This window comes from Mesocryomonas fontinalis (genome assembly GCF_055730125.2).
In genome coordinates this window covers 145,060-167,507 of the sequence record NZ_JBUZWG020000012.1, presented here as the reverse complement: position 1 = coordinate 167,507, position 22,448 = coordinate 145,060, and the positions used below count along the sequence as shown (strand labels likewise).

At 67.0% G+C, this 22,448-nt stretch carries 23 protein-coding genes; 13 read left to right on the top strand and 10 right to left on the bottom strand.

The features are described from left to right. Positions 1–25: 25 nt before the first annotated feature. Entirely contained in the window at positions 26–1,237 is a 1,212-nt protein-coding gene (locus ACZL02_RS23420; RefSeq protein ID WP_472941111.1) for a tyrosine-type recombinase/integrase, read from the bottom strand. 333 nt (positions 1,238–1,570) lie between these two features. Between ACZL02_RS23420 and ACZL02_RS23415 the strand changes: the two genes are divergently transcribed. From ACZL02_RS23415 to ACZL02_RS23400, 4 genes are read left to right on the top strand one after another with little or no spacing between them, the layout of a single operon-like run. Further along, entirely contained in the window at positions 1,571–2,206 is a 636-nt protein-coding gene (locus ACZL02_RS23415) for a TadE/TadG family type IV pilus assembly protein (protein WP_496258577.1), read from the top strand. Beyond that, on the top strand, positions 2,200–2,853 hold the full coding sequence (locus ACZL02_RS23410) for a TadE/TadG family type IV pilus assembly protein (RefSeq protein WP_472941109.1): 654 nt from the start codon (positions 2,200–2,202) through the stop codon (positions 2,851–2,853). Before ACZL02_RS23415 ends, ACZL02_RS23410 begins: the two co-directional genes overlap by 7 nt. Continuing rightward, the gene (locus ACZL02_RS23405) at positions 2,850–3,632 is read left to right on the top strand and encodes a pilus assembly protein TadG-related protein (RefSeq protein ID WP_496258576.1); all 783 of its coding nucleotides are present in this window, start codon (positions 2,850–2,852) and stop codon (positions 3,630–3,632) included. Before ACZL02_RS23410 ends, ACZL02_RS23405 begins: the two co-directional genes overlap by 4 nt. Then, positions 3,629–4,198 (top strand): hypothetical protein, encoded by a 570-nt coding sequence (locus ACZL02_RS23400; protein ID WP_472941107.1) that lies wholly within the window; start codon positions 3,629–3,631, stop codon positions 4,196–4,198. Before ACZL02_RS23405 ends, ACZL02_RS23400 begins: the two co-directional genes overlap by 4 nt. 163 nt (positions 4,199–4,361) lie before the next feature. Here ACZL02_RS23400 and ACZL02_RS23395 read toward each other — a convergent pair whose 3' ends face one another. After that, the gene (locus ACZL02_RS23395) at positions 4,362–5,330 is read right to left on the bottom strand and encodes a Bug family tripartite tricarboxylate transporter substrate binding protein (protein ID WP_472941106.1); all 969 of its coding nucleotides are present in this window, start codon (positions 5,328–5,330) and stop codon (positions 4,362–4,364) included. Positions 5,331–5,559: 229 nt separating this feature from the next. Here ACZL02_RS23395 and ACZL02_RS23390 point away from each other — a divergent pair, with 229 nt between their 5' ends. From ACZL02_RS23390 to ACZL02_RS23360, 7 genes are all read left to right on the top strand, one after another. Further along, positions 5,560–5,862 carry a hypothetical protein gene (locus ACZL02_RS23390; RefSeq protein ID WP_472941105.1) on the top strand — a complete coding sequence of 101 codons (303 nt, stop codon included), beginning with the start codon at positions 5,560–5,562 and terminating at the stop codon, positions 5,860–5,862. A gap of 168 nt (positions 5,863–6,030) precedes the next feature. Next, positions 6,031–7,146: an ABC transporter substrate-binding protein gene (locus ACZL02_RS23385; RefSeq protein WP_472941136.1), complete on the top strand. Its 1,116-nt coding sequence runs from the start codon at positions 6,031–6,033 to the stop codon at positions 7,144–7,146. A gap of 218 nt (positions 7,147–7,364) precedes the next feature. Further along, positions 7,365–8,363, top strand: a complete 999-nt coding sequence (locus ACZL02_RS23380; RefSeq protein WP_472941104.1) for an ABC transporter ATP-binding protein — start codon at positions 7,365–7,367, stop codon at positions 8,361–8,363. Continuing rightward, positions 8,360–9,298, top strand: coding sequence for an ABC transporter permease (locus ACZL02_RS23375; RefSeq protein ID WP_472941103.1), 939 nt, complete (start codon positions 8,360–8,362; stop codon positions 9,296–9,298). The genes ACZL02_RS23380 and ACZL02_RS23375 overlap by 4 nt, the downstream gene beginning before the upstream one ends. After that, positions 9,288–10,112 carry an ABC transporter permease gene (locus ACZL02_RS23370; RefSeq protein WP_472941102.1) on the top strand — a complete coding sequence of 275 codons (825 nt, stop codon included), beginning with the start codon at positions 9,288–9,290 and terminating at the stop codon, positions 10,110–10,112. Before ACZL02_RS23375 ends, ACZL02_RS23370 begins: the two co-directional genes overlap by 11 nt. A gap of 11 nt (positions 10,113–10,123) precedes the next feature. Beyond that, complete coding sequence (locus ACZL02_RS23365; protein ID WP_472941100.1) at positions 10,124–11,551, top strand: gamma-aminobutyraldehyde dehydrogenase; 1,428 nt, start codon at positions 10,124–10,126, stop codon at positions 11,549–11,551. A 108-nt stretch (positions 11,552–11,659) separates the two neighbouring features. After that, positions 11,660–12,487 carry a sulfite exporter TauE/SafE family protein gene (locus tag ACZL02_RS23360; protein ID WP_472941099.1) on the top strand — a complete coding sequence of 276 codons (828 nt, stop codon included), beginning with the start codon at positions 11,660–11,662 and terminating at the stop codon, positions 12,485–12,487. 15 nt (positions 12,488–12,502) lie between these two features. Here the strand turns inward: ACZL02_RS23360 and ACZL02_RS23355 are convergent, their stop codons facing one another. Next, on the bottom strand, positions 12,503–12,949 hold the full coding sequence (locus tag ACZL02_RS23355; protein WP_472941098.1) for an RbsD/FucU family protein: 447 nt from the start codon (positions 12,947–12,949) through the stop codon (positions 12,503–12,505). Between the two features lie 169 nt (positions 12,950–13,118). Between ACZL02_RS23355 and ACZL02_RS23350 the strand changes: the two genes are divergently transcribed. Next, positions 13,119–13,283 (top strand): hypothetical protein, encoded by a 165-nt coding sequence (locus ACZL02_RS23350; RefSeq protein ID WP_472941097.1) that lies wholly within the window; start codon positions 13,119–13,121, stop codon positions 13,281–13,283. Between the two features lie 92 nt (positions 13,284–13,375). On the opposite strand, the gene ACZL02_RS23345 is transcribed toward ACZL02_RS23350, so the two are convergent. From ACZL02_RS23345 to ACZL02_RS23320, 6 genes are all read right to left on the bottom strand, one after another. After that, complete coding sequence (locus tag ACZL02_RS23345; protein WP_472941096.1) at positions 13,376–13,495, bottom strand: MFS transporter small subunit; 120 nt, start codon at positions 13,493–13,495, stop codon at positions 13,376–13,378. Between the two features lie 10 nt (positions 13,496–13,505). Beyond that, positions 13,506–14,861 (bottom strand): L-lactate MFS transporter, encoded by a 1,356-nt coding sequence (locus ACZL02_RS23340; RefSeq protein ID WP_472941135.1) that lies wholly within the window; start codon positions 14,859–14,861, stop codon positions 13,506–13,508. Positions 14,862–15,029: 168 nt separating this feature from the next. Beyond that, on the bottom strand, positions 15,030–16,244 hold the full coding sequence (locus ACZL02_RS23335; RefSeq protein ID WP_472941095.1) for an OpgC family protein: 1,215 nt from the start codon (positions 16,242–16,244) through the stop codon (positions 15,030–15,032). Positions 16,245–16,313: 69 nt separating this feature from the next. After that, on the bottom strand, positions 16,314–18,239 hold the full coding sequence (gene mdoH, locus ACZL02_RS23330; protein WP_472941134.1) for a glucans biosynthesis glucosyltransferase MdoH: 1,926 nt from the start codon (positions 18,237–18,239) through the stop codon (positions 16,314–16,316). Between the two features lie 59 nt (positions 18,240–18,298). Beyond that, complete coding sequence (locus ACZL02_RS23325) at positions 18,299–18,664, bottom strand: hypothetical protein (RefSeq protein WP_472941094.1); 366 nt, start codon at positions 18,662–18,664, stop codon at positions 18,299–18,301. Beyond that, positions 18,661–20,301, bottom strand: coding sequence for an OpgD/OpgG family glucan biosynthesis protein (locus ACZL02_RS23320; protein WP_472941092.1), 1,641 nt, complete (start codon positions 20,299–20,301; stop codon positions 18,661–18,663). The genes ACZL02_RS23325 and ACZL02_RS23320 overlap by 4 nt, the downstream gene beginning before the upstream one ends. A gap of 167 nt (positions 20,302–20,468) precedes the next feature. Between ACZL02_RS23320 and ACZL02_RS23315 the strand changes: the two genes are divergently transcribed. Next, complete coding sequence (locus ACZL02_RS23315; RefSeq protein WP_472941091.1) at positions 20,469–21,350, top strand: SMP-30/gluconolactonase/LRE family protein; 882 nt, start codon at positions 20,469–20,471, stop codon at positions 21,348–21,350. Between the two features lie 82 nt (positions 21,351–21,432). On the opposite strand, the gene ACZL02_RS23310 is transcribed toward ACZL02_RS23315, so the two are convergent. Next, positions 21,433–22,395, bottom strand: coding sequence for an aldose epimerase family protein (locus tag ACZL02_RS23310; RefSeq protein WP_472941090.1), 963 nt, complete (start codon positions 22,393–22,395; stop codon positions 21,433–21,435). Positions 22,396–22,448 lie beyond the last annotated feature (53 nt).

Sequence of the window (22,448 nt, the reverse complement as noted above, 5' to 3'; positions counted from 1 at the left end):
GGTAGACACATCGCCTTCCTCGCATTCATCGGATTGCCACACGCTGGATTGGCACCACGTTGGCCGGGCGATCCGGCTCGCAGTAGCTTGCCCACGCCTCCATCATCAGCCGGCGTTTCTCTAGCGCGTCGCCCCGGCGGTAGGCCCGTTCAGTTGCATCACCGACAACGTGGGCAAGTGCTGCCTCGGCAACCTCACGCGCGTACGGAGAGACCTCGCCTGCCCAGTCGCGGAAAGACGATCGAAAGCCATGCGTGGTGATCTCCATCTTCATCCGGCGAAGGATCATCTCCATCGCCATTACCGAGAGCGGCCGCCCGCGCCGCGCGCCGGGGAACACGTAAGCATCCCGTTCGTCACCCAGCTCAGCCATCTCCTTGAGGATCGCCAACGCCGCGGCAGAAAGCGGCACGCGGTGTTCGCGTCCTGCCTTCATGCGCACACCAGGGATCGTCCACACTGCCGTCTTTAGGTCGATCTCCGCCCAGGTGGCGCCGAACGTCTCTCCGCTCCGTGCCGCGGTCAGGATCGTGAATTCGAGGGCTCGGGCGGAAACCGCCTGCCGCTTTCGAAGTTCGCCGACGAAGGCGGGCACGTCGCGAAAGTCCATCGCTGCATGATGACCACGGGATAACTTCTGCGCCTTCGGCAGAAGGTTGGCGAGATGCCCGCGCCACAGCGCCGGGTTCTCGCCCACGCGGTGACCTTTGGCCTTGGCGGCGTCCAAGACACGCTCGATGCGACCCCGTAGCCGGGAGGCAGTTTCGGGCTTCGCCTGCCAAATCGGTTTCAGCACGCCGAGGATATCTTCGGTCACGATCGCGTCGACCGGCTTGTTGCGTAGCGGGGCCGCATACTGAGTCAGCGTCATCTTCCACTGAGCGATGTGCTTGGCGTTCCGAAACTGGGGTGCCATCGTCTCAATGAAGTCGTCGGCAGCTTCACCGAATGTCGGGACGCGCGGTACCTCGACCCGCTTGTCCGCGATCGGATCGCCGCCAGCCTGAACAGTCGCCCTGGCGCTGGCGGCCATCTCTCGAGCCCTTGCGAGCGGCACAGCAAGAACGCCACCCAAGCCCATCTCCCTGGCTCGGCCATCGTGCCGAAAGAGGAAGACCCAGCGCTTTGCTCCGCTCTTGTCGATCGCAAGGTAGAGGCCGCCGCCGTCGGCATGCCGACCCGGCTTCATCAGCGTGGAAACGCCGCGGGCGCTAAGCCGATTGATCTCTCTAGCCAACGCCTACCCCTATATCCACCCCAACAGCTGACCATTATTGTATGTGACATCCGTGGACAACGAAAGACGGAAGATCGTCGTAAGCCCTGCAAGCATTGACTTGGGTAGAAGATTGAGGACGTCGCTAGACAGTAGTATGGCGGACCCTCTCTCCGCCATTCCCATTTCTTCTTCACCGCAGCAGTGGTGCAGGCCAGATGATCTGGCCAACATCGGCGTGCGCATTTCTCATGCCGAGTGAGCACATAACGATTTCTCAATCTCTGCAGCTTAGAGACGGCCAATTAGCCTGCTAAGCGAAGTCCGAAAATGCGTTTGGGAAACAGAGGTAAGGTGCCCCCCTTCGACCGGCGGGATCGGTCCGTCCGCGAAATTCGGATTATTCGACTTCGGATATCACGGCGTCTAATTATCCCTGCTCTCGCCCGTTTCGCGGCGGCGCGTTCGGGGTCGGCGGCGGTCGAATTCGCCCTCGTCGCGGCGCCGTTCTTTGCCATCGTGTTCATGGTCTTCCAGGTCGCCCTCTACCACTTCAGCACGCAATCGCTGGACTACGCGACGCGGCTCGCGGCCCGGCTTGTGATGACCGGCGACCTCCCCTCGGACGCGCACGACCTGCCGGCGTTCAAGCGCGATGTGCTCTGCCCGAACCTCCTCGACAACCTGTCCTGCGACGACATCATCGTGAACGCCTACAAGCTATCGCCTGAATCGGACCCGGACCTCGACACTGGCATCTACCAGTTCGTCGATGCGAAGGAGAAATCCCTGGCGGCCGTCAACCGGGGTCAGGCTGCCTTCTGCGTCGGGGGTCCCGGCGACTACGTCTTCCTCGACGTCGCCTACGCGATGCCGTCCTTCGTCGGAAATCTCCTGGGGGCGGGAGAAGGCGATCCACCGCTCTACCTCATGCGCTCGACCACCCTGGTGCGGAGCGAACTCTACAAGGGATCGCCTTCGTCATGCTGAAGCGTCTGTTCCGGGCGATCGCAGGTCTGACGCTCGTCTGCGACCGGTCCGCCGTCGCGGCCGTCGAGTTCGCCATCATACTCCCGATCCTGATGCTCATGCTGATGGGCGGCGCGGAGCTGTCGTCCTACATCACGGCCGCGAACCGCTCGACCTTCATCCCCGAGACCATCGGTGAGCTGGTGAGCCGATCCGACAAGACCCTTGGCGAAAAGGACATGGCCGGCTTCATCAAGATGGCCGCCCTCGTCGATCCCAACGTCATCCGATACGCCGCCGCCACCGGCAAGGCGCTGGAGAAGGCGGTCGACGTGACGGTTTCGAGCGTCGCCTTCAGCCTGAAGAACCCGGCCTGCAAGAAGGACTGCGTGTACGACGCCAAGGTCGTCTTCAGCGAAGCGCTGTCCGGCACCAAGCGCGCCTGCGGCACCCTGCAGTCCGGCGAGGACGCGACGATGTCGACCCTGCCGGCGGGCACGTTCGGCCCCGGCTCCATCGTGGTGGTCGACGTGGTCGCCTACTATCAACCGCTGCTGACGAGCTTCCTCGATGGAACGGTCGCGTTCCGGCGGTCGACCTATTTCCGCCCGCGGCAGGTGCCTGTCGTGAACTACGTCAAGAACTGCCCTGGATTTCCCACCACATGATCCGGAACTTCTGTCGGCTCCTCGCCCGACTTGGCCGGCGCAAAGATGGCAACGTAGCGATGATGTTCGCGCTGCTGGCCATACCGATGATCGGCAGCATCGGGCTCGCCGTGGATTTCGGGCAGATACTGACGGCCCGCAACAAGGCTCAGGTCGCCGCCGACGCCGCGGCTCTCCAGGCCGGCGGCGTCGCCCTCGAACTGATCAGCACCGGCGATGGCAGCGATGCCGCCACGGCTGCGGCCCTCGCGGAAGGCAAGCGCCGCGGCAGCCTCCTCTTCAGCGCGAATGCGTCGCAGCTGGGAATCCGCGATGCCGCGGCATCCATCGTCGTTACCCGCGACGGGCAGAACATCACGAGCCGCGTCGAATTCCAGATTTCCCGCAAGAACTTCATTGCCAGCATGTTCGGGCGGGACGACTATACCGCGAGCGGCACCGCGGTCTCGGCGCAAAGCCTTCCGACCTATTCGGACGTGCACATCGCCGTCGACATCTCGCAGTCCATGGGCATCGCCGCGACCAAGTCCGAGATGCTCCGTCTCTTCAACGCCAAGGTGAACCTGGCGAACGGCGGCACCAAGCAAACCTCCTGCGTCTTCGGTTGCCACGCGGTCGACAGCGGGGATGCCGAGAGCTATTCGGACGTCGCGGCCCGCCTGGGCATCCGCTTGCGCATCGACGTCCTGCGCGACGCCACGCTGAAACTCGTGGAGACGGCGCGCGAGGACTCCCAGTCCTTCCGATCTATCGCATCGCGATCTATGCGATGGGAATGACGCAGAGCTATACCAGCGGTTCGCTGCTGACGCTGCACGCTTTGTCGGGCAATTTCTCCACCCTCGCGACCGCCGCAAGCCTGATCTCGCTCGGGCCCAGCAAGGGCAACCGCTTCTCCGACAGCTACCAGAACGAGACCGTCGCCGAGCTCAACGGCGACCTCACCGCGTCAGGCGACGGGTCTTCGCAGGCGAAGGCGAAGAAATACGTCATCCTGATCACCGATGGCGTGCGTGACGTCCAGAAGGGCGGCAGCGGCTGCGTGCAAGCCAGCAACCGATGCGTCAGCGCCCTCGAGCAGGCGTCCTGCACCGCCATGAAGGCGAAGGGCATCACCATCGGGGTCCTCTACACCACCTATCTGCCGCCCGACCCGATCGCCGCTGGCACCAATTTTTACAAGACGCAGGTGGTCGACACCGGCGTCGCCGCCAAGATTCAGCCGGCACTCAAAAATTGCGCCTCGCCGGGATGGTTCTTCGAAGCGAGCGATGCCAGTGCCATCAATGTCGCCCTCGACAAGATGTTCAAGCAGACGCGGGACGAGCCGGCGCTGACGCAGTGACCCCTCGGTCAACCAGCCAGAGCGCACGGCATTTATCACGATGCACAGAGATGCTGTGTCTTTCTGAATCCAGAGCATCTCTCTTTGATTGAGTGGGGCACCCAATCGCCGGATGCCGAAGCCTACCCCGGCGCCCTGAAACCGCCGGGGCTAGCTTCGGGCGTCAGTCCATCTGGACGTTGGCGGCCTTGATCACCGGGCGCCAGCGGGCGATTTCGGCGGTGACGTGGGCGGCGAGCTGTTCGGGGGTGCCGCCGACCGTCTCGGCGCCCACATTGGCGAGCTTCTCCCTCACCGCCGGGTCGGCCAGCGCGGCGTTCGCCGCCGCGTTCAGCCGCGCGACCGCCTCGGGCGGGGTGCCGGCGGGGGCGAAGAGCGCGTTCCAGGTGTTGGTCTCGTAGCCCGGCACGCCCGCCTCCTCCATCGTGGGCACGTCCGGGAAGATCGCCGCGCGCTGCTTGGTCGTCACCGCCAGCGCCCTCAGCGCACCGGACTTGATGAAGCCGGTCGAGGACGGCAGGTTGTCGAAGTTGATCGGAACGTCGCCGGAGATCGCGTCGACCAGCGCCGGGCCGGAGCCCTTGTAGGGCACGTGCACCATCTCGGTCCCCGTCATCGACATGAACAGCTGGCCGGAGAGATGCAGCGGCGTGCCGTTGCCGGAAGAGGAGTAGACCTCCTCGCCCGGATGCTCCTTCAGCCGCGCGATCAACTCCTGCACGGTCTTGGCCGGGTAGTCCTTGTTGACGGTGAGGACGTTCGGCACGGTGACCAGCAGCACGACCGGGGCAAAGTCCTTTTCCGGATCGAAGGGCGGCACGGCATAGAGCGAGGCGGAGAGCGCGTGCGTGGCGATCGTGCCCATCAGGATGGTGTAGCCGTCGGGATCGGCCTCGGCGACGGCGGTCGCGCCGAGATTGCCGCCGGCCCCGCCGCGGTTCTCGATCACCATCTGCTGCCCCAGCCGCTCGCCCATCGCCTGCGCCACCACGCGGGCGACGAGGTCGGTCGAGCCGCCGGCCGCGAACGGCACGACGAGCCGGATCGGCTTGTCGGGATAGGCGTCCTGCGCCGAGGCTCCGCCCGCAAGGGACAGGATGGCGGCCAGCGCCAGAAAGGATCTCCGCTTCATTCTCGTCTCTCCCAGATCATTTTCTTTGCGGCGGTCGTCGCCGGGACGGCGAGCCTAGCGCGGCGCGGAAACGCAATCGACCGCCCCATTGGTCGGAGACTGTTCTGGCCGGACCCTTGCTCGTGCTCGTGCTGGACAAGCCGCAACCCCTCTGCGCCTGTCAGGCAACCCAAACCGTCCCCGCCGGTTGCTGGCCGACCGCCCTCTCCCGCCGCATGGAGCCGCCCCCGTGAAACGCTCGACGAAGATCCTCATCGCTCTGGCCTGCCTTGCCGCCGCCGCGCTCGTCGGCCGCGCGCTCTACAGCGAGGGCACGGCGGTCCAGCAGGTCGAGAACGTCGCCAGCCAGGTGACGCAGACCGAGTGCGACGTGGCCGACCGCGACCGCACCGCGTTCGAGACCGGCGACGCCCGGGCCGCGACGCTGGATTCCGACGTCGTCGCCGGGCTTCTCGCCAATTGCCAGAAACAGGGCCTGGCCCTGCCGCGTCCGGCGCCGCCGGCGGAATGGGCGCGGCAGTACAAGAAGTAGCCGCGCTCCATTTCCCCTCGTGGATTTTTTCCCCTCGCGGATTTTTGAGGCGCCCCGATTGCGCTGGCTCGGCGGCGCGATAAGCTCGTCTTCGCAAGGCCCGCGGTGGCGCGGCAGAAGAGGGGTGGCAGCATGGCGTCGATACTCAGGACCTTTACCGTCGGCCTCATGGCCGCGGCCTTCGCCGGCCAGGCCGTCGCACAGACCGCGATGACTTCCGTCGGTGACGGCGAAGGCGAAGTGCGGATCGTCGCCTGGCCGGGCTATATCGAGCGCGGCGAGACCGACAAGGGCTATGACTGGGTCACCGGCTTCGAGAAGGAGACGGGCTGCAAGGTCAGCGTCAAGACCGCCGCGACGTCCGACGAGATGGTGACGCTGATGAACCAGGGCGGGTTCGACCTCGTCACCGCCTCGGGCGACGCCTCGCTGCGGCTGGTCGCCGGCAAGAAGGTGCAGCCGGTGAACACCGACCTCATCCCCAGCTGGTCGAAGGTCGATCCGCGGCTGAAGGATGCGGCCTGGTTCACCGTCGACGGAAAGCATTACGGCGTGCCCTACCAGTGGGGGCCGAACGTCCTGATGTACAATACCGAGGTGTTCAAGACCGCGCCGACCAGCTGGAACGTCGTGTTCGAGAAGATGGACCTGCCGGACGGCAAGACCAATGCCGGGCGCGTCCAGGCCTATGACGGCGCGATCTACATCGCCGACGCCGCGACCTACCTGATGGCGACGAAGCCGGAGCTGAAGATCACCGATCCCTATGCTCTCAGCGAGGAGCAGTATGCCGCAGCGCTCGAACTCCTGAAGGGCCAGCGCCAGCTCGTCGGCCGCTACTGGCACGACGCGGCCGTGCAGGTCGACGACTTCAAGACCGAGGGCGTCGTCGCCTCCAGCTCCTGGCCGTTCCAGGTCAACACGCTCACCGCCGACAAGCAGAAAATCGCCTCGACCATCCCGGCGGAAGGTGCGACGGGCTGGGCCGATACGACCATGCTGGCGAGCGGCGCCGAGCACCCCAACTGCGCCTACAAATGGCTGGAACACTCGATCGACCCGAAGGTCCAGGGCGACGTCGCCGCCTGGTTCGGCTCGGTACCGGCGGTGCCCGACGCCTGCAAGGCGAGCGACCTCCTCGGGGCGGAGGGCTGCAAGACCAACGGCTTCGACAATTTCGACAAGATCCGCTTCTGGCGCACCCCGACGGCGAAATGCGAACAGGGCAGCTGCGTGCCCTATTCGCGCTGGGTGTCGGACTACATCGCGGTGATGGGCGGCTGACGGCAGCGGCAGGGCCACCGTCGAGCGTTTTCGATCTCCCCCCTTGAGGGGGAGATGCCGGCAGGCAGAGGGGGGCGCCATAGCGCTCGGCCGTCGCCGTTGCGAAAACTGGCAAAGCTGGCGGCAGCTTGCCCCCCTCTGCCCTGCCGGGCATCTCCCCCTCCCGGGGGGAGATCAGCCGTCATCAAAGCCCGCATCCCCCAGGATCTCATGCCCCCATGACCCCAGCCGTCTCGCTCCGCGCCGTCTCCCGCCATTTCGGCGCCGTCAGGGCAATGGACGGGGTCGATCTCGACATCGTGCCGGGCGAGTTCTTCGCCATGCTGGGGCCGTCCGGCTCGGGCAAGACGACGTGCCTCCGGGTGATCGCCGGCTTCGAGCAGCCGACCGCGGGCGCTGTCGCCATCTTCGGCGAGGACGTCACCGGCGTGCCGCCCTACCGGCGGGCGGTGAACACGGTCTTCCAGGACTATGCGCTGTTTCCGCATCTGAACGTCCGCGACAACGTCGCCTACTCGCTGATGCTGCGGAAGGTCGAGAAGCGCGAGCGCCGGCGCGAGGCCGACGCCGCGCTCGACCTCGTCAAACTCGGCGGCTATGGCGAGCGCAAGCCCGGCCAGCTCTCCGGCGGACAGCGCCAGCGCGTCGCGCTCGCCCGCGCCATCGTCAACCGGCCGAAAGTACTGCTGCTCGACGAGCCGCTCGGCGCGCTCGACCTGAAGCTGCGCGAGAGCATGCAGGAGGAGCTGAAAAGCCTGCAGCAGACGCTCGGCATCACCTTCATCTTCGTCACCCACGACCAGGGGGAGGCGCTGTCGATGGCCGACCGGGTGGCGGTGTTCAGCGAGGGCCGGGTGATGCAGGTGGGCTCTCCGGAGGAGATCTACCGGCGGCCCGTCAACCGTTTCGTCGCCGACTTCGTCGGCTCGTCCAACGTTCTGCCGCCCGAGTTTTCCCGCCGCGTCGGCCTCGACGCGCGCTGGGCGAGCCTGCGGCCGGAGGCGGTGCGGCTGGTGGCGCCGGGCAACGCGCCGGACCACCTCACCGGGTGCCTCGCCTCGACCAGCTATCTCGGCGCCACCACACGGCTCGGCATCGACCTCGGTGCCCTCCGCCTCCACGCCGTCGTCCCGGCGGGAACAGTCGTTCCGGCCATCGGGGAGCCGATCGCCATCGGCTTCGCCCCCGAGGCGCTGCACCTGATGGAGCCGGCGTGAGCGCCGTCGTCCTGCCGCGGCGGCCGGGACTTCTCGGCCGGCTGTCCGACCTCCTCTGGCGGCGGCCAAACCTTCTGATCGTTCTGCTGCTCGCGCCGCCGGTCGCCTGGCTCGGCCTCGTCTATCTCGGCTCGCTCGCCGCGCTGCTGGTCCAGAGCTTCTATTCGCTCGACGACTTCTCCGGCGTCATCGTCGAGGAGTTCACGCTCTCGACCTATGCGGCGCTGCTGCAGCCGGCGAACTTCGCGATCATCCTGCGCACGGTGGTGATGGCGGCCGCGGTGACGCTGGCGTCGGGAGTGATCGCCTTTCCCATCGCCTACGTCGCGGCGCGCCACGCCAAGGGCGCATGGAAGGCGCTGTTCTACCTCTGCGTGATGCTGCCGCTGTGGTCGAGCTACCTCGTCAAGGTCTACGCCTGGAAGCTTATCCTCGCGAAGGAGGGCATCCTGACCTGGCTGTTTGCGACGCTCCACCTGACGCCGCTGCTCGACGCCGTGCTGGCGATCCCCGGCGTCGGCGGCAACTCGCTGTCGGTCAGCTACATCGGCACCTTCCTCGTCTTCGTCTACATCTGGCTGCCCTACATGATCCTGCCGACGCAGGCGGCGCTCGAGCGGGTGCCGGTGAACCTCACCGACGCCTCCGCCGACCTCGGCGCGACGCCGTCCGAGACGTTCCGGCACGTGATCTTCCCGCTGGCGCTGCCGGGCATCATCGCCGGCTCGATCTTCACCTTCTCGCTGACCCTCGGCGACTACATCATCCCGCAGATCGTCGGCTCGTCGCGCCTGTTTATCGGCGAGGCCGTCTACACCCAGCAAGGCACCGCCGGAAACATCCCGCTCGCCGCCGCCTTCACCGTGGTGCCGATCGTCATCATGGGGCTCTATCTCTGGATGGCGAAGCGGCAGGGAGCGTTCGATGCGCTCTGACGCTGCCCCTCACTCTGGCGCTGCCCCGCTCGGCCTGAAGCTTGCCGCCGGCGCCGGCCTCGTCTTCCTCTTGGCGCCGCTGGCGATCATCTTCGTCTACGCCTTCACCACCGAGGAGAAGAGCTTCGTCTGGCCGCCGCCCGGGCTGACGCTGAAATGGTTCGCGGTGACCTTGGACCGGCCGGACGTCTGGGCCGCGCTGAAACTCTCGGTGCAGGTGGCTTCCGTCTCGACCGCCATCGCGCTGGTGCTCGGCACGCTCTGCGCTGCCGCCGTCAGCCAGACGAAGTTCTTCGGCCGCGAGACGATCTCGCTGCTCGTGATCCTGCCGATCGCCTTGCCCGGCATCATCACCGGCATCGCGCTGCGCTCGGCCTTCTCGATCGCCGACATCCCCTTCTCGTTCTGGACCATCGTGCTCGGCCACGCGACCTTCTGCGTGGTCGTGGTCTACAACAACGCCGTCGCCCGTTTCCGGCGACTGTCGGGCTCGCTGATCGAGGCGTCGATGGACCTTGGCGCCGACGGCTTCCAGACCTTCCGCCACGTGGTGCTGCCGAACATCGGCACGGCGCTGCTGGCCGGCGGCATGCTCGCCTTCGCGCTGTCCTTCGACGAGGTGATCGTCACCACCTTCACCGCCGGCCAGCAGCAGACCTTGCCGCTGTGGATGCTGGAGGAATTGATCCGCCCGCGGCAGCGCCCGGTGACCAACGTCGTCGCGCTGGTCGTGGTGCTCGTCACCTTCCTGCCGATCCTCGCCGCCTTCTACCTCACCCGCGATGGCGACAGCGTCGCCGGCGCCGGCAAATAACGGAGACTCTCATGGACACCGAGATGCTGATCGGCTCGGCCTTCACCGCCGGCACGGAGACCGAGGAGGCCGTCCTCAACCCGCGCACCGGCGAGACCATCCTTACCCTCGCGGAAGCCTCCCCCTCGCAGGTGGACGCGGCGGTCGCGGCGGCGAAGACGGCGTTCGAGACCTGGTCGCGGACGACGCCCGCCCAGCGCGCCGGCTACCTCCTGAAGATCGCCGATGCGATCGAGGCGGACGCAGCAAGCTTTGCCGCGCTGGAATCGCTGAACTGCGGCAAGCCGATCAACGCCGTCCTCAACGACGAGATCCCGGCCATCGCCGACTGCTACCGCTTCTTCGCCGGGGCGGTGCGCACGCTGCCGGGCCAGGTGGCGGGCGAGTACCTGCCCGGCCACACCTCGATGATCCGCCGCGATCCCGTCGGCGTCGTCGGCTCGATCGCGCCGTGGAACTACCCGCTGATGATGATGGCCTGGAAGCTCGCGCCGGCGATCGCGGCGGGCAACACCGTGGTGTTCAAGCCCTCCGAGCAGACGCCGCTGACCGCGCTGAAGTTCGCACGCCTGCTGTCGGACATCCTGCCGGAGGGCGTCGTCAACGTCATCCTCGGCCGCGGCGCCAGCGTCGGCAATGCGCTGATCCACCATCCGGGCATCGACATGGTCTCGATCACCGGCGATGTCGGCACCGGCCAGAAGGTTCTGCAGGCGGCCGCCACCACGGTCAAGCGCACCCATCTGGAGCTCGGCGGCAAGGCGCCGGTCATCGTCTACGACGATGCCGACCTGTCGGCCGTGGTCGAGGGGCTCCGCGCCTTCGGCTTCTACAATGCCGGCCAGGACTGCACCGCGGCCTGCCGCATCTATGCCGGCGCTGGCATCTACGACAACCTCGTCGCCGACCTCTCCTCGGCGGTCAACGGCATCCGCTACGACCTCGCCGACGACACGGAGAACGAGATCGGCCCGCTGATCTCCGGCCGCCAGCGCGACCGCGTCAGCGGCTTCGTCGACCGCGCCACCGAGTTGGGCCATGTCGAGGTCACCGCCGGCGGCAAGGTGTCAGGCGATCGCGGCTTCTACTTCCAGCCGACGGTGATCGCCGGCGCCCGGCAGGACGACGAGATCGTCCGGCGCGAGGTTTTCGGCCCGGTGGTCTCAGTCACCCGCTTTTCCGACACCGACGATGCGGTCGCCTGGGCGAACGATTCCGACTACGGCCTTGCCTCCTCGGTCTGGACGAAGGACGTGTCGCGCGCGATGGCGACGGCGGCGCGGCTGCGCTACGGCTGCACCTGGGTGAACACCCATTTCATGCTGGTCAACGAGATGCCGCACGGCGGCCTGAAGCGCTCGGGCTATGGCAAGGACCTCTCGCAATACGCGCTCGAGGACTACACCGTCGTCCGGCACGTCATGATCAACCATGGCTGACGCAGTTGCGGCGAGGGTGGGCGGCGCGGCGTCTTCGAACGATGGAGGCGGCCGAGAAAGCCCTGGCGGCGAGATTGCCGCCGGGACCGCCGGACCGTATGAGCGGGGATGCTGACCGCCGACGTCGCCCTCTGGGCCCCCATGCTCCTCACCCTCCTTGCCGCCAGCGTGCTCGGCGGGCTCCTTGCCGGGCTGTTCGGCGTCGGCGGCGGGGCGATCTTCGTGCCGGTGCTCTACCACACCTTCACCTTGCTCGGCGTCGACCCGGCGATCACCATGCACCTTTCGATCGCCACCTCGCTGGCGATCATCGTGCCGACGGCGCTGCGCTCGCTCGCCGCGCACCGCCGACATCCCGGCATGGTCGACATGGCGCTGCTGCGCGAATGGGCGGTGGCGGTGCCGCTCGGCGTCGTCGCCGGCACGGTGGTGGCGGCTTATTCCTCCACCGCGGCGCTGAAGGGGATCTTTGCCACCATCGCCTTCGTGCTGGCGCTGAAGATGATCATCGGCCGGCTGCCGCTGAGCTTTGGCACCGATCTGCCGGGCCTTGCCGGGCGCTCGCTCGCCGGCTTCCTCATCGGGCTCCTTTCGGCGCTGATGGGGATCGGCGGCGGGGTCCTCAACAACACCTTCATGACCGCCTGGGGACGGTCGATGCACCAGGCGGTGGCGACGTCCGCCGGCGTCGGCGTGATCATCGCGATCCCCGGCCTCGTCTCCTATGGCGTCGCGGGCTGGGGCGATCCGCGCCTTCCCGCCTTCAGCCTCGGCTATGTCAGCCTCGCCGCGACGCTGATCGTGGCGCCGGCGGCGATGCTCGTCGCCCCGATCGGCGCGCGGCTGGCGCACCGCCTGTCGAAGCGGCGCCTGCAGGTGGCCTTCGGCGTCTTCCTGCTCGCCGTGGCCCTGCAGTTCGTCTGGGGCCTCGTCTGAAAGCCAAAACCGGCGTCAGTCGAAGACGACACCCTTCTTCAGGAGAAAGCAGCCATAGGGCCGGGACTCGGTGGTCTGCACCACGGCATAGGCCCGGCGCGCCGCCTCGTAGAAGGCGAAGCGCTCGACCTTCTCGATCCCGATGCTCTTGCCCTCGGCGGCATCGACCACCGCCTGCATGTCGGCGTGCACCTCGAGCACCGCCTCGTGGTCACCGACGACGGCCATGCGCCGCACCGGCTGGTCGACGAAGCTGTCGAGCGGCAGCAGCGTCAGGATCGCGCGGGCCGCCTCGGTCGTGTCGACCCCGGTCAGCTGCACGAGCTTGCCGCTGACGGTGGCCCGGGCGGTCGAGACGGCCGGGAAATTACGGTCGGCGAGCACCAGTTCGTCGCCATGGCCCATCTCGGCGAGGATCGCCAGCAACTCGCTGCCGATGATCGGCGGTATCGTCTTCAGCATGTTTCCTCCGGATGAATGCTTCGGCCCCGATGTCGTAACAGCGGACAAACCCGAGCGGAAGCCGATCCAGACTCTGTCGCTCCGTCCCTCCCCGGCGGCTTCTCGAACCCGCCGACCCGTGACACCCGGCGGGAAGGCCCTATGTCAATTTCATAGAGGAGAGATCACCATGAGCCGCATTCCCACCGACGCATTCGACAACCAGCAGGACCAGCCGGACGACGAGGACCGGATGAAGGACCAGGGCGCCCAGCGCGTCCAGCAGGACGAGATCGAGGTGGCCCTGCGCAACCGCAAGACCTATCCCGAGATCAAGGCTCCCACCGGCAAGTAGTCCAACGCAGAAAGGCCGGATACCCCGCGGCATCCGGCCTTTCCTCAGTCTGATAGACGCCCGCGCCGTCCCCCGGCGCGGGCGTCGTCGTTTCAGGCGAACAACGCCATCGCGCTCTTCAGCGTCATCACGACACCCCAGGCGAGCGGCAGGCCGACGAAGATCCAGGCGAGCGCCACGACGATCGGGCTGGTGGTGATTTTCTCGTTCATCGCTCTCTCCTCAGGCGGCCAGTGGACGGGGATCGGCCGGCAGATGGTGCTTGGCGGCGACCGGCTTCATCAGGAAATTCAGCAGGAAGCCGACCGCCAGAAGGCCGGCCATGATGTACATCGTCACCGTATAGGCGTCGGCCTTCGCCACGCCGTTGGCGATCTGGTACTCGCGGATGTAGTTCACCAGCACCGGCCCGGCGACGCCCGCGACCGACCAGGCGGTGAGCAGCCGGCCGTGGATAGCGCCGACATACTTCGTGCCGAACACGTCGCGGAGATAGGCCGGGATGGTGGCGAAGCCGCCGCCGTACATCGACAGGATGATGGCGTAGAGCAGCACGAACAGGACAATCGAGCCCATCTGCCCGGCTGTCGGCACCAGCGCGTAGATCACCACGCCGAGGGCGAAGAAGATCATGTAGGTGTTGCGCCGGCCGATATAGTCCGAGGTCGAGGCCCAGAAGAACCGCCCGGCCATGTTGAACAGGCTGAGCAGGCCAACGAAGCCGGCGGCCGCGGCGGGGGTGATGATGCCCGGGAACATCTCTTGGCTCATCAGCGAGGCCTGGCCGAGCACGCCGATGCCGGCGGTCACGTTGAGGCAGAGCACGCCCCAGAGCAGCCAGAACTGCGGCGTCTTCAGCGCCTCGTCGACATGGACGTTGGCGGAGGTGACGAGGCCGCTCGACTTCGTCGCCGGCACGTAGCCCTCCGGCAGCCAGCCCTCGCGCGGCACACGCACCAGGGTCGCGCCGACCATCATGTAGACGAAGTAGATCAGGCCCATCGCGACGAAGGTGCCGGCGACGCTGAACTGGCTCATCAGGTAGACCGAGAGCGGCGAGGCGATGAAGGCGCCGCCGCCGAAGCCCATGATCGCCATGCCGGTCGCCATGCCCGGCCGGTCCGGGAACCAGGTCATCAGCGTCTTCACCGGCGAGATGTAGCCGAGGCCGAGGCCGCAGCCGCCGAGGACGCCGTAGCCGAGATAGACCAGCCAGAGCTGGTGGGTGGAAATGCCGAGCGCAGCGACGAGGAAGCCGCCGCCGAAGAAGCAGGCGGCCGTCGCCATGGTCCGGCGCGGCCCGACCCGCTCGACCCAGGCGCCGCCGAAGGCCGCCGAGAGGCCGAGGAAGACGATGGCGATCGAGAAGATCCAGCCGAGCGAGGGGATCGTCCAGTCCTGCCCGACGGCGGGCTCGGTGCCGCCGATCAGCAGCGACAGCGGCTTGTTGAACACCGAGAAGGCGTAGGCCTGGCCGATGCAGAGGTGCACGCAGAGCGCGGCCGGGGGTACCAGCCAGCGGTTGAAGCCGGGCTCGGCCACCGTGCGGGACCGCGACAGCCAGCCGCCTCGCCCCATGTCATTGCTTGTCGTCGCCACCGCTGTTCCTCCCAGAGTTCGGTTGCACGCTTCCAGCTTTCGCCGTCAGGCGCAATCGTACAAAGGGCTGATCAACATCAGCAAAACCCTTCCGGCAAGTCGCTGGGATGCAGCGCGACACATATCAGCGGTTTTATTTGGTCTGGTTCAGGCCGTCGGCGTCGAGACGAGCGCTTCCCCGTGCTTCTGCGCAACGGTTCCGGCAGCACGCGCTGCGGCGGCTGGCGGCTGGGCCGCCTTCGGCGCCGGCTTGGTGCGTTTCCACCAGTCGAGATAGGCGGCGAGAGCAAAATGCAGAGCCAGCCCCACACCGATCAGGGCGGAGTCGTACAGGAGGGTCGAAGGCCGGCCGAAATGCACGATCTGTGCGATCAGCGACAGCGCCGTCCCGAGGGCGAACACGGGCAGGGAATGGCGTCCGAGGAGGGTGAAGGGATTGTTCGCGCCGACCCGCTGCAGCGGCGAGGTCAGCGGCGCGTGCGCGAAGACGTAGATCATCGCCAGGAGATGCAGCAGCCGCGGCAGCGTGACGAAGGTCTTGTCGAAATAGCTGATCAGGAACGGCCAGCCGAGCAGCCGCTCGGAGCCCCAGGCATCGAGGCCGACGAACACATAGGCGCCGATGAGGTAGGCGATCGCCAGCGCATAGAGATAGCCGCTGTACGGCACCGCCGGCAGGCCACGCTGCCACTTCGACAGGCCGCACCACAGCCCGATGGCGAAGATGAACTGCCAGGCCAGCGGATTGAAGAACCAGCCGCCGGGATAGGGAAAGTTCGGGATGTCCAGCCGGTAGAGCCCGGTGACCAGCCAGAGCAGGCCCGCCGCCAGCAGCATGCCGTGCCGCCCGACGAGCTTTACCAGGAGAAGGTGCACCGGCAGCATCAGGAGGATCACCGAATACATCGGCAGGATATTCACGTAGCCGAGCTGGTGCGAGAGCGTGATGACGCCGACCAGCGCCTCGATCGGCCGGGTGATGAAGGTCTCCAGCCCGAAATGCAGCAGCATGTCGCCGCGCCCGAAAGCGAGCGCTGCCCAGCAGAACAGGCCGATGGCGAACATCGTCAGCATGATGTGGACGAGGTAGAGCACGCCCGCCCGGCGCCAGGCCTTCAGCAGGGTGATCAGCCGCGCGCCGCCGAGGAAAGGCTTGGCGTAGGCGAAGGCCGAGGCGAAGCCGGCCAGGAAGACGAACAGCTCGGCGGAATCGGAGAAGCCGAAATTGCGGGAGGTGTAGTTCTCCCAGATGTTGCCGGGCACGTGGTTGACGAAGATCATCGCGAGCGCGATGCCGCGGTAGAAGTCGACCCGCTGGTCTCTCATCGGTTTCGGCGGCGGGACGACGGTCTCTGACGGCATGCGGCAAACGGCTCCGAAGGCTATCGGCACGGTGGAGAGGCCACGCTGCCGGGTGACGATCGTCGTCGATCAGGCCGGGTTGGCAGCCAGAACCGGAGCCTGGCGGATGTCCTTGTCGACAGCATGGCCGTCGAGAATCTTCTCCAGCCGGCGACGCCAGGATTCGGACGCGCGGACGACGGGCTCGGGGTCCAGCTCGAAGGGCGTGGCGAAGAGGCCGTGGCGGCGCGCGAAATCGCCGAGCTGCGGATTGCCGGAAAGGCTGATGAGCAGCGGCGAGAACATCAGCGGGACGGCGATTGGGCAGACCCAGAGGAAGAGGTTCGGCGAATAGAAGAAGGTCGCGAGCAGCAGCGCGGTACCGGCGATGACCATGTACCAGCTGGCCTTGAACGAATCGCGCAGCGGCAGGCTGCCGTCCTCGCGCTCGGTTGCCGGCCAGCCGCTGTCGGCGCCGATCAGGATCTCGCCGACCGCCTTGGACTGGAACATCATCATGATCGGCGCCAGCGTCGACGTCATCGCGAGCTCGGCGGTGGCACCCGCCAGCACCTGCCAGGCGCCGCCGAACGACTTGCGCTTGGAGCCGAAGGCGCTGGCGAAGGCGATCAGCGTCTTCGGCAGCAGCAGCAGCAGGAAGATGCCGAACAGCAGCAGCAGCGCCTTGCCGGTCTCGGGCGTCGGGAAGACGGGGAACAGCGAGTCGGCGGGGAAGTAGTTCGGCTCGGCGGCGATGATCGGGTCGAGCAGCGAGACGATCAGGAACATCAGCCAGATCGGCGACGCCGCATAGGCCATGATGCCGCAGACCAGCGCGATGCGGCTCCAGAGGTTCAGCTGCGGTGCCGTGATCAGCCGTCCGTGCTGCAGGTTGCCCTGGCACCAGCGGCGATCGCGCTTGGCATATTCGATCAGGTTGGACGGGGCTTCCTCGTAGGAACCCTCGAGGTCGGGATCCAGCCGGACGCGGTAGCCGCCGCGGGCGAGCAGCGCGGCCTCGACGAAGTCGTGGCTGAGGATGTGGCCGCCGAACGGCGCCTTGCCCGGCAGTGAGGGCAAGCCGCAGCAATCGGCGAAGGCCTTCACCCGGATCATCGCATTATGGCCCCAGAACGGTCCCTCGCGCCCCTGCAGCGCGGCGATGCCGCGCGAGAACACCGGCGAGAACAGCGCCGCGGAGAACTGCAGCGCGCGGCCGAACAGCGTCCGGCGGCCGATGATCAGCGGCTGCGTCTGCAGCAGGCCGAGCTCGGGGTCGGCATCCATGCGGTTGACCATTTCGAGAATGGTCTGCGGCCGCATCAGGCTGTCGGCGTCGAGCACCAGCATGTAGGCGTAGGCGCCGCCCGACGTCGTGACGAAGTCGCCGACATTGCCGGCCTTGCGGCCGATGTTCTTGACGCGGTTGCGGTAATAGAGGTGCCCGGCGACTTCCAGCTCGGCCGCCAGCACAAAGGTCGCCCGGCGCTCCGCCTCGACGAACTCCGCCTTGGTGGAATCGCTGAGGACATGGAAGTCGAAGCCGTCGAGCCGCTTGATCGCCCGCAGGCCCTCCATCATCGCTGCGATCCGCCCGAACACCGCCTTCGGGTCCTCGTTGTAGACGGGGACGAGGATGGCCGTGCGGTTGGGGCTGGAACGCGAGGGAATGGAGACCGACTTGCGCTCTCCGATCCCCGACAGAATGCCGGTGACCGCGGTATTGAATCCCCAGGCCAGCCAGACGCAGCAGATCGTCAGCAGCGAGACCTGCAGCACCTGCAGGCGGCTGGTGCCGCTGGCGGTGACGATCGACGCGAACAGCCCGCCGGCGATAAGCGCGAGGATCACCGCGGTGGCGGCGAAGCAGAAACGGCGAAAGGCGATCAAGGGGCGGCCTATTGTCGGACGATGCATGACGCCAGGATCAGCGTCCTGGCCGGGAAGTGCGAAGTCTCGCGTAGCTTTATCAACTTCCCGTGCATCTCGCCACCCGGCCGAAAGATCGGCCCTCAGCGGCGAAAGGCGACGGGAACCATCAGCCAGCTAGCAGAATAAGCGCTTGGCGACCGAAATCAGCGGCCGAAGGAAACAAGCTTTGACCAGGAAGAAGCCGAGCGCTCGCCCGAACGCTCGCGCAGGATCGACTGGATCGGCATGACCAGCGCCGACTGCGGCGCCGGCAGGACGAGCTTGCGCAGCATGGCCAGCGCCAATGGCTTGCCTGCGATGGCGGCCTTCAGCACACCGGGTGCATGGGACGGATCGCGCCCTTCGAAGACGAGGCGCTCGGCGATCGCGGCCAGCAGCGCCTCATCCGAAAGATCGGGGCGCCCGAGGAGAGCGCCCGAGGGACGGGAGCTGCGAACGGGCTGACGCGGCGCTGCAACGACGCTGTCCAGCGTCTGGGGCTTGTCGGAAAGCGTTGCGAACACGGTCATACGGCATCCGTCCATTGATAGAGCCATGTTTCAGTGACAATGCGTTGCAGCATCGAAAGTTTCGCGCGCAGTTCCACCGGGGCTGAGTTCAGCTTCTGGATCTCGAGCGACAGGCGCCAGCCGCCATCCGGCAGGCGATCGAGCGCCGTGTGCACCAGCTTGGCATTGTCCGGCGTGTCGATGATGGCGTCGAGCACGGCGTCTGCCGGCAGGTTGCCGATGGTGCCCTTGATGAAGTTGATGGCGAAACGCCGGGTGTTCGGCGACGTCTCGTCGGCCGCGTTGCCCCCGACGCCACCATAGGTGCCCGCGACATAGGCGAGGCCCGTCGCCTCCTCCACGACATTGCCCCAGCGCATGCGGTAGCGGAATTCGTACTGGCTGCCGGCGTCGGGCTTCTTCTCCGGCACCCAGAACGCGACGATGTTGTCGTTGATCTCGGAATTGGTCGGGATCTCCACCAGCTCGACCATGCCGCGGCCCCAGTCGCCGAGCGGCTCGATCATCAGCGAAGGCCGAAGCTCGTAGCGCGACTCGATGTCCTCGTAGTGCGAGAAGTCACGGTCGCGCTGCATCAGGCCGAAAGCCGCCGGCGAGGCTTCCTGGAAATAGGACAGCGCCAGGGATTCGGGGTTCTTCAGCGGGCGCCACAGCCGCTCGCCGTTGCGCCGGTGGATCGACAACCCGTCGCTGTCGTGCACTTCCGGGCGGAAATCGTCGCGGTTGCGCCGGTCGTTCTCGCCGAAGGTGAACATCGAGGTCAGCGGCGCCACGCCGAGACGGTCGACGGCGTTGCGGAAGTTCAGCCGCGCGGTGACGTCGATCAGCGTCTCCGGACCCGGCGTGATGGTGAAGGCGTAGGCGCCTGTCAGGCTCGGGCTGTCCAGCTCGGCATAGAGCTGGATGGTGTTCACGCCCGGCTCCGGCTTGACGATGTAGAAGGCGCTGAAGTGCGGGAACTCTTCCGCCGTCTGCGTCGCCGTGTTGATCGCAAGGCCGCGCGCCGACAGGCCGTAGCGGTTGCCCATGCCCAGCGCGCGGAAATAACTGGCGCCGAGGAAGGTGACGAGCTCGTCGAAATAGTCCGGACGCTGCAGCGGATAGTGCAGGCGGAAGCCCGCCACACCCGGAAGCGTGATGCGCTGGAAGATCGTCGGATCGAGCGGCGCGCGGTATTCGAAGTCGGCGCCGGAGAAGGCCTTCAGCTCGAAGCGCTTGCCGTCGCCGAGATAGATCCGCGTGGTGTCGCTGACCCGTGCGCCGGGATAGAAGGCCTGCAGCTGGAAGCTGAGCGGATCGCCTTGCCACAGCGCATGGTCCGGCCGGAAGCGGATCGCCCGGTGCTCGTCATAGGTGAGATTGGTCAGCGCCTCCGGCAGCGCCGCCTCGTTCTCGACATACGGCGTCTCCGCCCGCTTGCGCATCATCGCCGAGAAGGCATCGTAGTCGAAATTGTCGATGACCGTCGCCTCGGCGCTCGGCGCCTGAGGGGCCGGCGGCGTGGGTGCCGGCGGGACGGGAGCCGGCGAAGGCGCCGATTCCTGAGCGACGCCAGAGCCGGCGGCGGCCGCCATCACGGCGGCGGCGACGCCCATCTTCAGGGCGGCGCGGCGGGAGAAATGGGGACGCTGTTTCAACTAGATCGATCTTTTTATAGTGCAGCTGCTCACTCCCTTAGCATATGCACAATTCCGCGCATTGCATAGCGAGTGGCTGGCGATTGGGACTCTTAATAACGCTCTAATGCGCCATCTGCGTGACCAAAGCGTTGACGAAGGATCGAAGCGGTTTGGGACAGGAAAAGATGCGGCAGGTTGCGGGTGTATTGAGCGAGGTGGCGGCGGTGCTCGGCGAGGGAATTGCCGTGAACCCCATCACCGGGGCACTCGCCTGGTTCGACATTCCGGGCCAGAAGAAGCTTACCCACGACTTCGTCACAAACATGACGACCGAGGAGCCGCTGCCCGAGATGGGCTCGGCCGGCGCGGCGGTCGATGCCGACAGCGACATGGTTTTCCTGGCCAGCGGCCTCTGGCGCCGTCAGCGCGCCGACGGTGCGCTGGAGCGGCTGGCGGCGATCGAGGCGGACCGGCCGGATCTTCGCAGCAATGACGGCCGGACGCATCCCTGCGGCGCCTTCTGGTGCTCGACCATGGCGCTCGACAAGACCGAGGGCGCCGGGTCGATCTACTGGTTCTTCAAGGAGGAGCTGCGCCAGCTCTACACCGGGCTCACCGTCGGCAATGCGATCTGCTTTGCCGAGGACGGCAGCTATGCGCATTTCTCCGACACCCCGCGCGGCACCATCTGGCGCGTCGCCACCGACCCCGCGACCGGGCTGCCGATCGGCGAGCCGGAAGTGTTCCATCAGGCGGTCCCCGGCGATCCCAGCGGTCCGGACGGCGCCGTCCTCGACCGCGACGGCCGCCTCTACAGCGCCCGCTGGGGCGGTGCGCGCGTCGACATCTTCGACCGCGACGCCAGCCTCGTCGGCCAGATCACCACCGGCGGCCCGAACACCACCTGCCCGGCCTTCTGCGGCCCGGACCTGTCCTGGCTTGCCATCACCACCGCGCGCGACGAGTTGAGCCTTGAAGAACTCGCCCGCCACCCGCAGTCCGGCAAGACCTTCATCGTCGACATCGGATGCCGCGGCCGGCTCGATCCGCCGGTGCGCCTCGGCTGACGGGCCCCGCCTTGTGTGCCAGAGCTGACAGGTCACGGCTGGCGGGCCACGGCTCGCGAGAAAACCGCGGCGCCGTCCGGGATCAGACGCGGCGGAAGCGGTAGACGCTCTCATGGGCGTAGGCGTCGCCGGCGCCGAGCAGCGTCGCCGGAAAATCCTTCTGGTTCGGCGCGTCCGGCCACTCCTGCGGCTCGAAGGCGATGCCGCCATAGGCGGCGATCCCTTGCCCGTCGAGGCCGATGATCGTGCCGTCGAACAGCGCCCCGTCATAGACCTGCAGGCCTCTTTCGGTGGTCGAGAGATGCAGTCCGACGTCGCCGCCGCGCACCGTGGCCACCGGCCGTGGCCGGACCGTGCGGCCGCCGTCGAGGCAGAAGTTATGATCCAGCATCTCCGGCCCGTCGGCGAGACGCTTGGGCGTCCGGAAATCGAAGCCCGTCCCTTCGACCGGCTGCACCGCGCCGGTCGGGATCAACGCCGCATCGACCGGCAGATAGGCCGCAGCCCCGACCTGCAGCAGATGATCGCGGGTCGAGGCTTCGCCCGAAAGGTTGAGGTAGAGGTGCGACGTCATGTTGAGGACGCTGCGCCGGTCGACGGTTCCCTCAAAGCGGACGACGAGGGTGCCGGGATCCTCGACGGCGAAGATCGCGCGGACATTGGCGGTGCCGGGATAGCCGTCAACGCCGTCGGGGGAGACGAGGGTCATCACCACCCGGTCCGCCCGGCTTTCCGCGATCGTCCAGTCGCGCGCCCAGAACCCTGTCGTGCCGCCATGCAGCTGGTTCGGCGGCTCGTTGATCGAGAGCTGGTGCACCGTCCCGTCCACCGGCAAGCGGCCACCGCCGAGGCGGTTGGCATTGCGGCCGATGGTGGCGCCGAGAAAGGCGCGGTTGGCGGGCCCGTAGAACGACGCGTCGGGCGTCCCGAGCACCAGCGAATGCGCGACCCCGGCGAGGTGGACCGACTGGATCGACGCCCCTGCCGTGAGGACGACGACCTCGATCGAGCCCGTCTTCAGCGTTACCGATGCTGTCTCGGTCATGTCCGTCTCCTCCGCCTGCCGGCCGCCTCGGAAAGGTGCCACGGGAGCGCTGC

What these genes read in the sequence shown, in the direction of transcription:
- ACZL02_RS23410 (WP_472941109.1), top strand. Translation starts at nt 2,200, where the DNA reads ATGCTGAAGCGTCTGTTCCGGGCGATCGCAGGTCTGACGCTCGTCTGC.
- ACZL02_RS23405 (WP_496258576.1), top strand. Translation starts at nt 2,850, where the DNA reads ATGATCCGGAACTTCTGTCGGCTCCTCGCCCGACTTGGCCGGCGCAAA.
- ACZL02_RS23400 (WP_472941107.1), top strand. Translation starts at nt 3,629, where the DNA reads ATGACGCAGAGCTATACCAGCGGTTCGCTGCTGACGCTGCACGCTTTG.
- ACZL02_RS23395 (WP_472941106.1), bottom strand. Translation starts at nt 5,330, where the DNA reads ATGAAGCGGAGATCCTTTCTGGCGCTGGCCGCCATCCTGTCCCTTGCG.
- ACZL02_RS23385 (WP_472941136.1), top strand. Translation starts at nt 6,031, where the DNA reads ATGGCCGCGGCCTTCGCCGGCCAGGCCGTCGCACAGACCGCGATGACT.
- ACZL02_RS23380 (WP_472941104.1), top strand. Translation starts at nt 7,365, where the DNA reads ATGACCCCAGCCGTCTCGCTCCGCGCCGTCTCCCGCCATTTCGGCGCC.
- ACZL02_RS23370 (WP_472941102.1), top strand. Translation starts at nt 9,288, where the DNA reads ATGCGCTCTGACGCTGCCCCTCACTCTGGCGCTGCCCCGCTCGGCCTG.
- ACZL02_RS23365 (WP_472941100.1), top strand. Translation starts at nt 10,124, where the DNA reads ATGGACACCGAGATGCTGATCGGCTCGGCCTTCACCGCCGGCACGGAG.
- ACZL02_RS23360 (WP_472941099.1), top strand. Translation starts at nt 11,660, where the DNA reads ATGCTGACCGCCGACGTCGCCCTCTGGGCCCCCATGCTCCTCACCCTC.
- ACZL02_RS23355 (WP_472941098.1), bottom strand. Translation starts at nt 12,949, where the DNA reads ATGCTGAAGACGATACCGCCGATCATCGGCAGCGAGTTGCTGGCGATC.
- ACZL02_RS23350 (WP_472941097.1), top strand. Translation starts at nt 13,119, where the DNA reads ATGAGCCGCATTCCCACCGACGCATTCGACAACCAGCAGGACCAGCCG.
- ACZL02_RS23345 (WP_472941096.1), bottom strand. Translation starts at nt 13,495, where the DNA reads ATGAACGAGAAAATCACCACCAGCCCGATCGTCGTGGCGCTCGCCTGG.
- ACZL02_RS23340 (WP_472941135.1), bottom strand. Translation starts at nt 14,861, where the DNA reads ATGGGGCGAGGCGGCTGGCTGTCGCGGTCCCGCACGGTGGCCGAGCCC.
- ACZL02_RS23335 (WP_472941095.1), bottom strand. Translation starts at nt 16,244, where the DNA reads ATGCCGTCAGAGACCGTCGTCCCGCCGCCGAAACCGATGAGAGACCAG.
- ACZL02_RS23325 (WP_472941094.1), bottom strand. Translation starts at nt 18,664, where the DNA reads ATGACCGTGTTCGCAACGCTTTCCGACAAGCCCCAGACGCTGGACAGC.
- ACZL02_RS23315 (WP_472941091.1), top strand. Translation starts at nt 20,469, where the DNA reads ATGCGGCAGGTTGCGGGTGTATTGAGCGAGGTGGCGGCGGTGCTCGGC.
- ACZL02_RS23310 (WP_472941090.1), bottom strand. Translation starts at nt 22,395, where the DNA reads ATGACCGAGACAGCATCGGTAACGCTGAAGACGGGCTCGATCGAGGTC.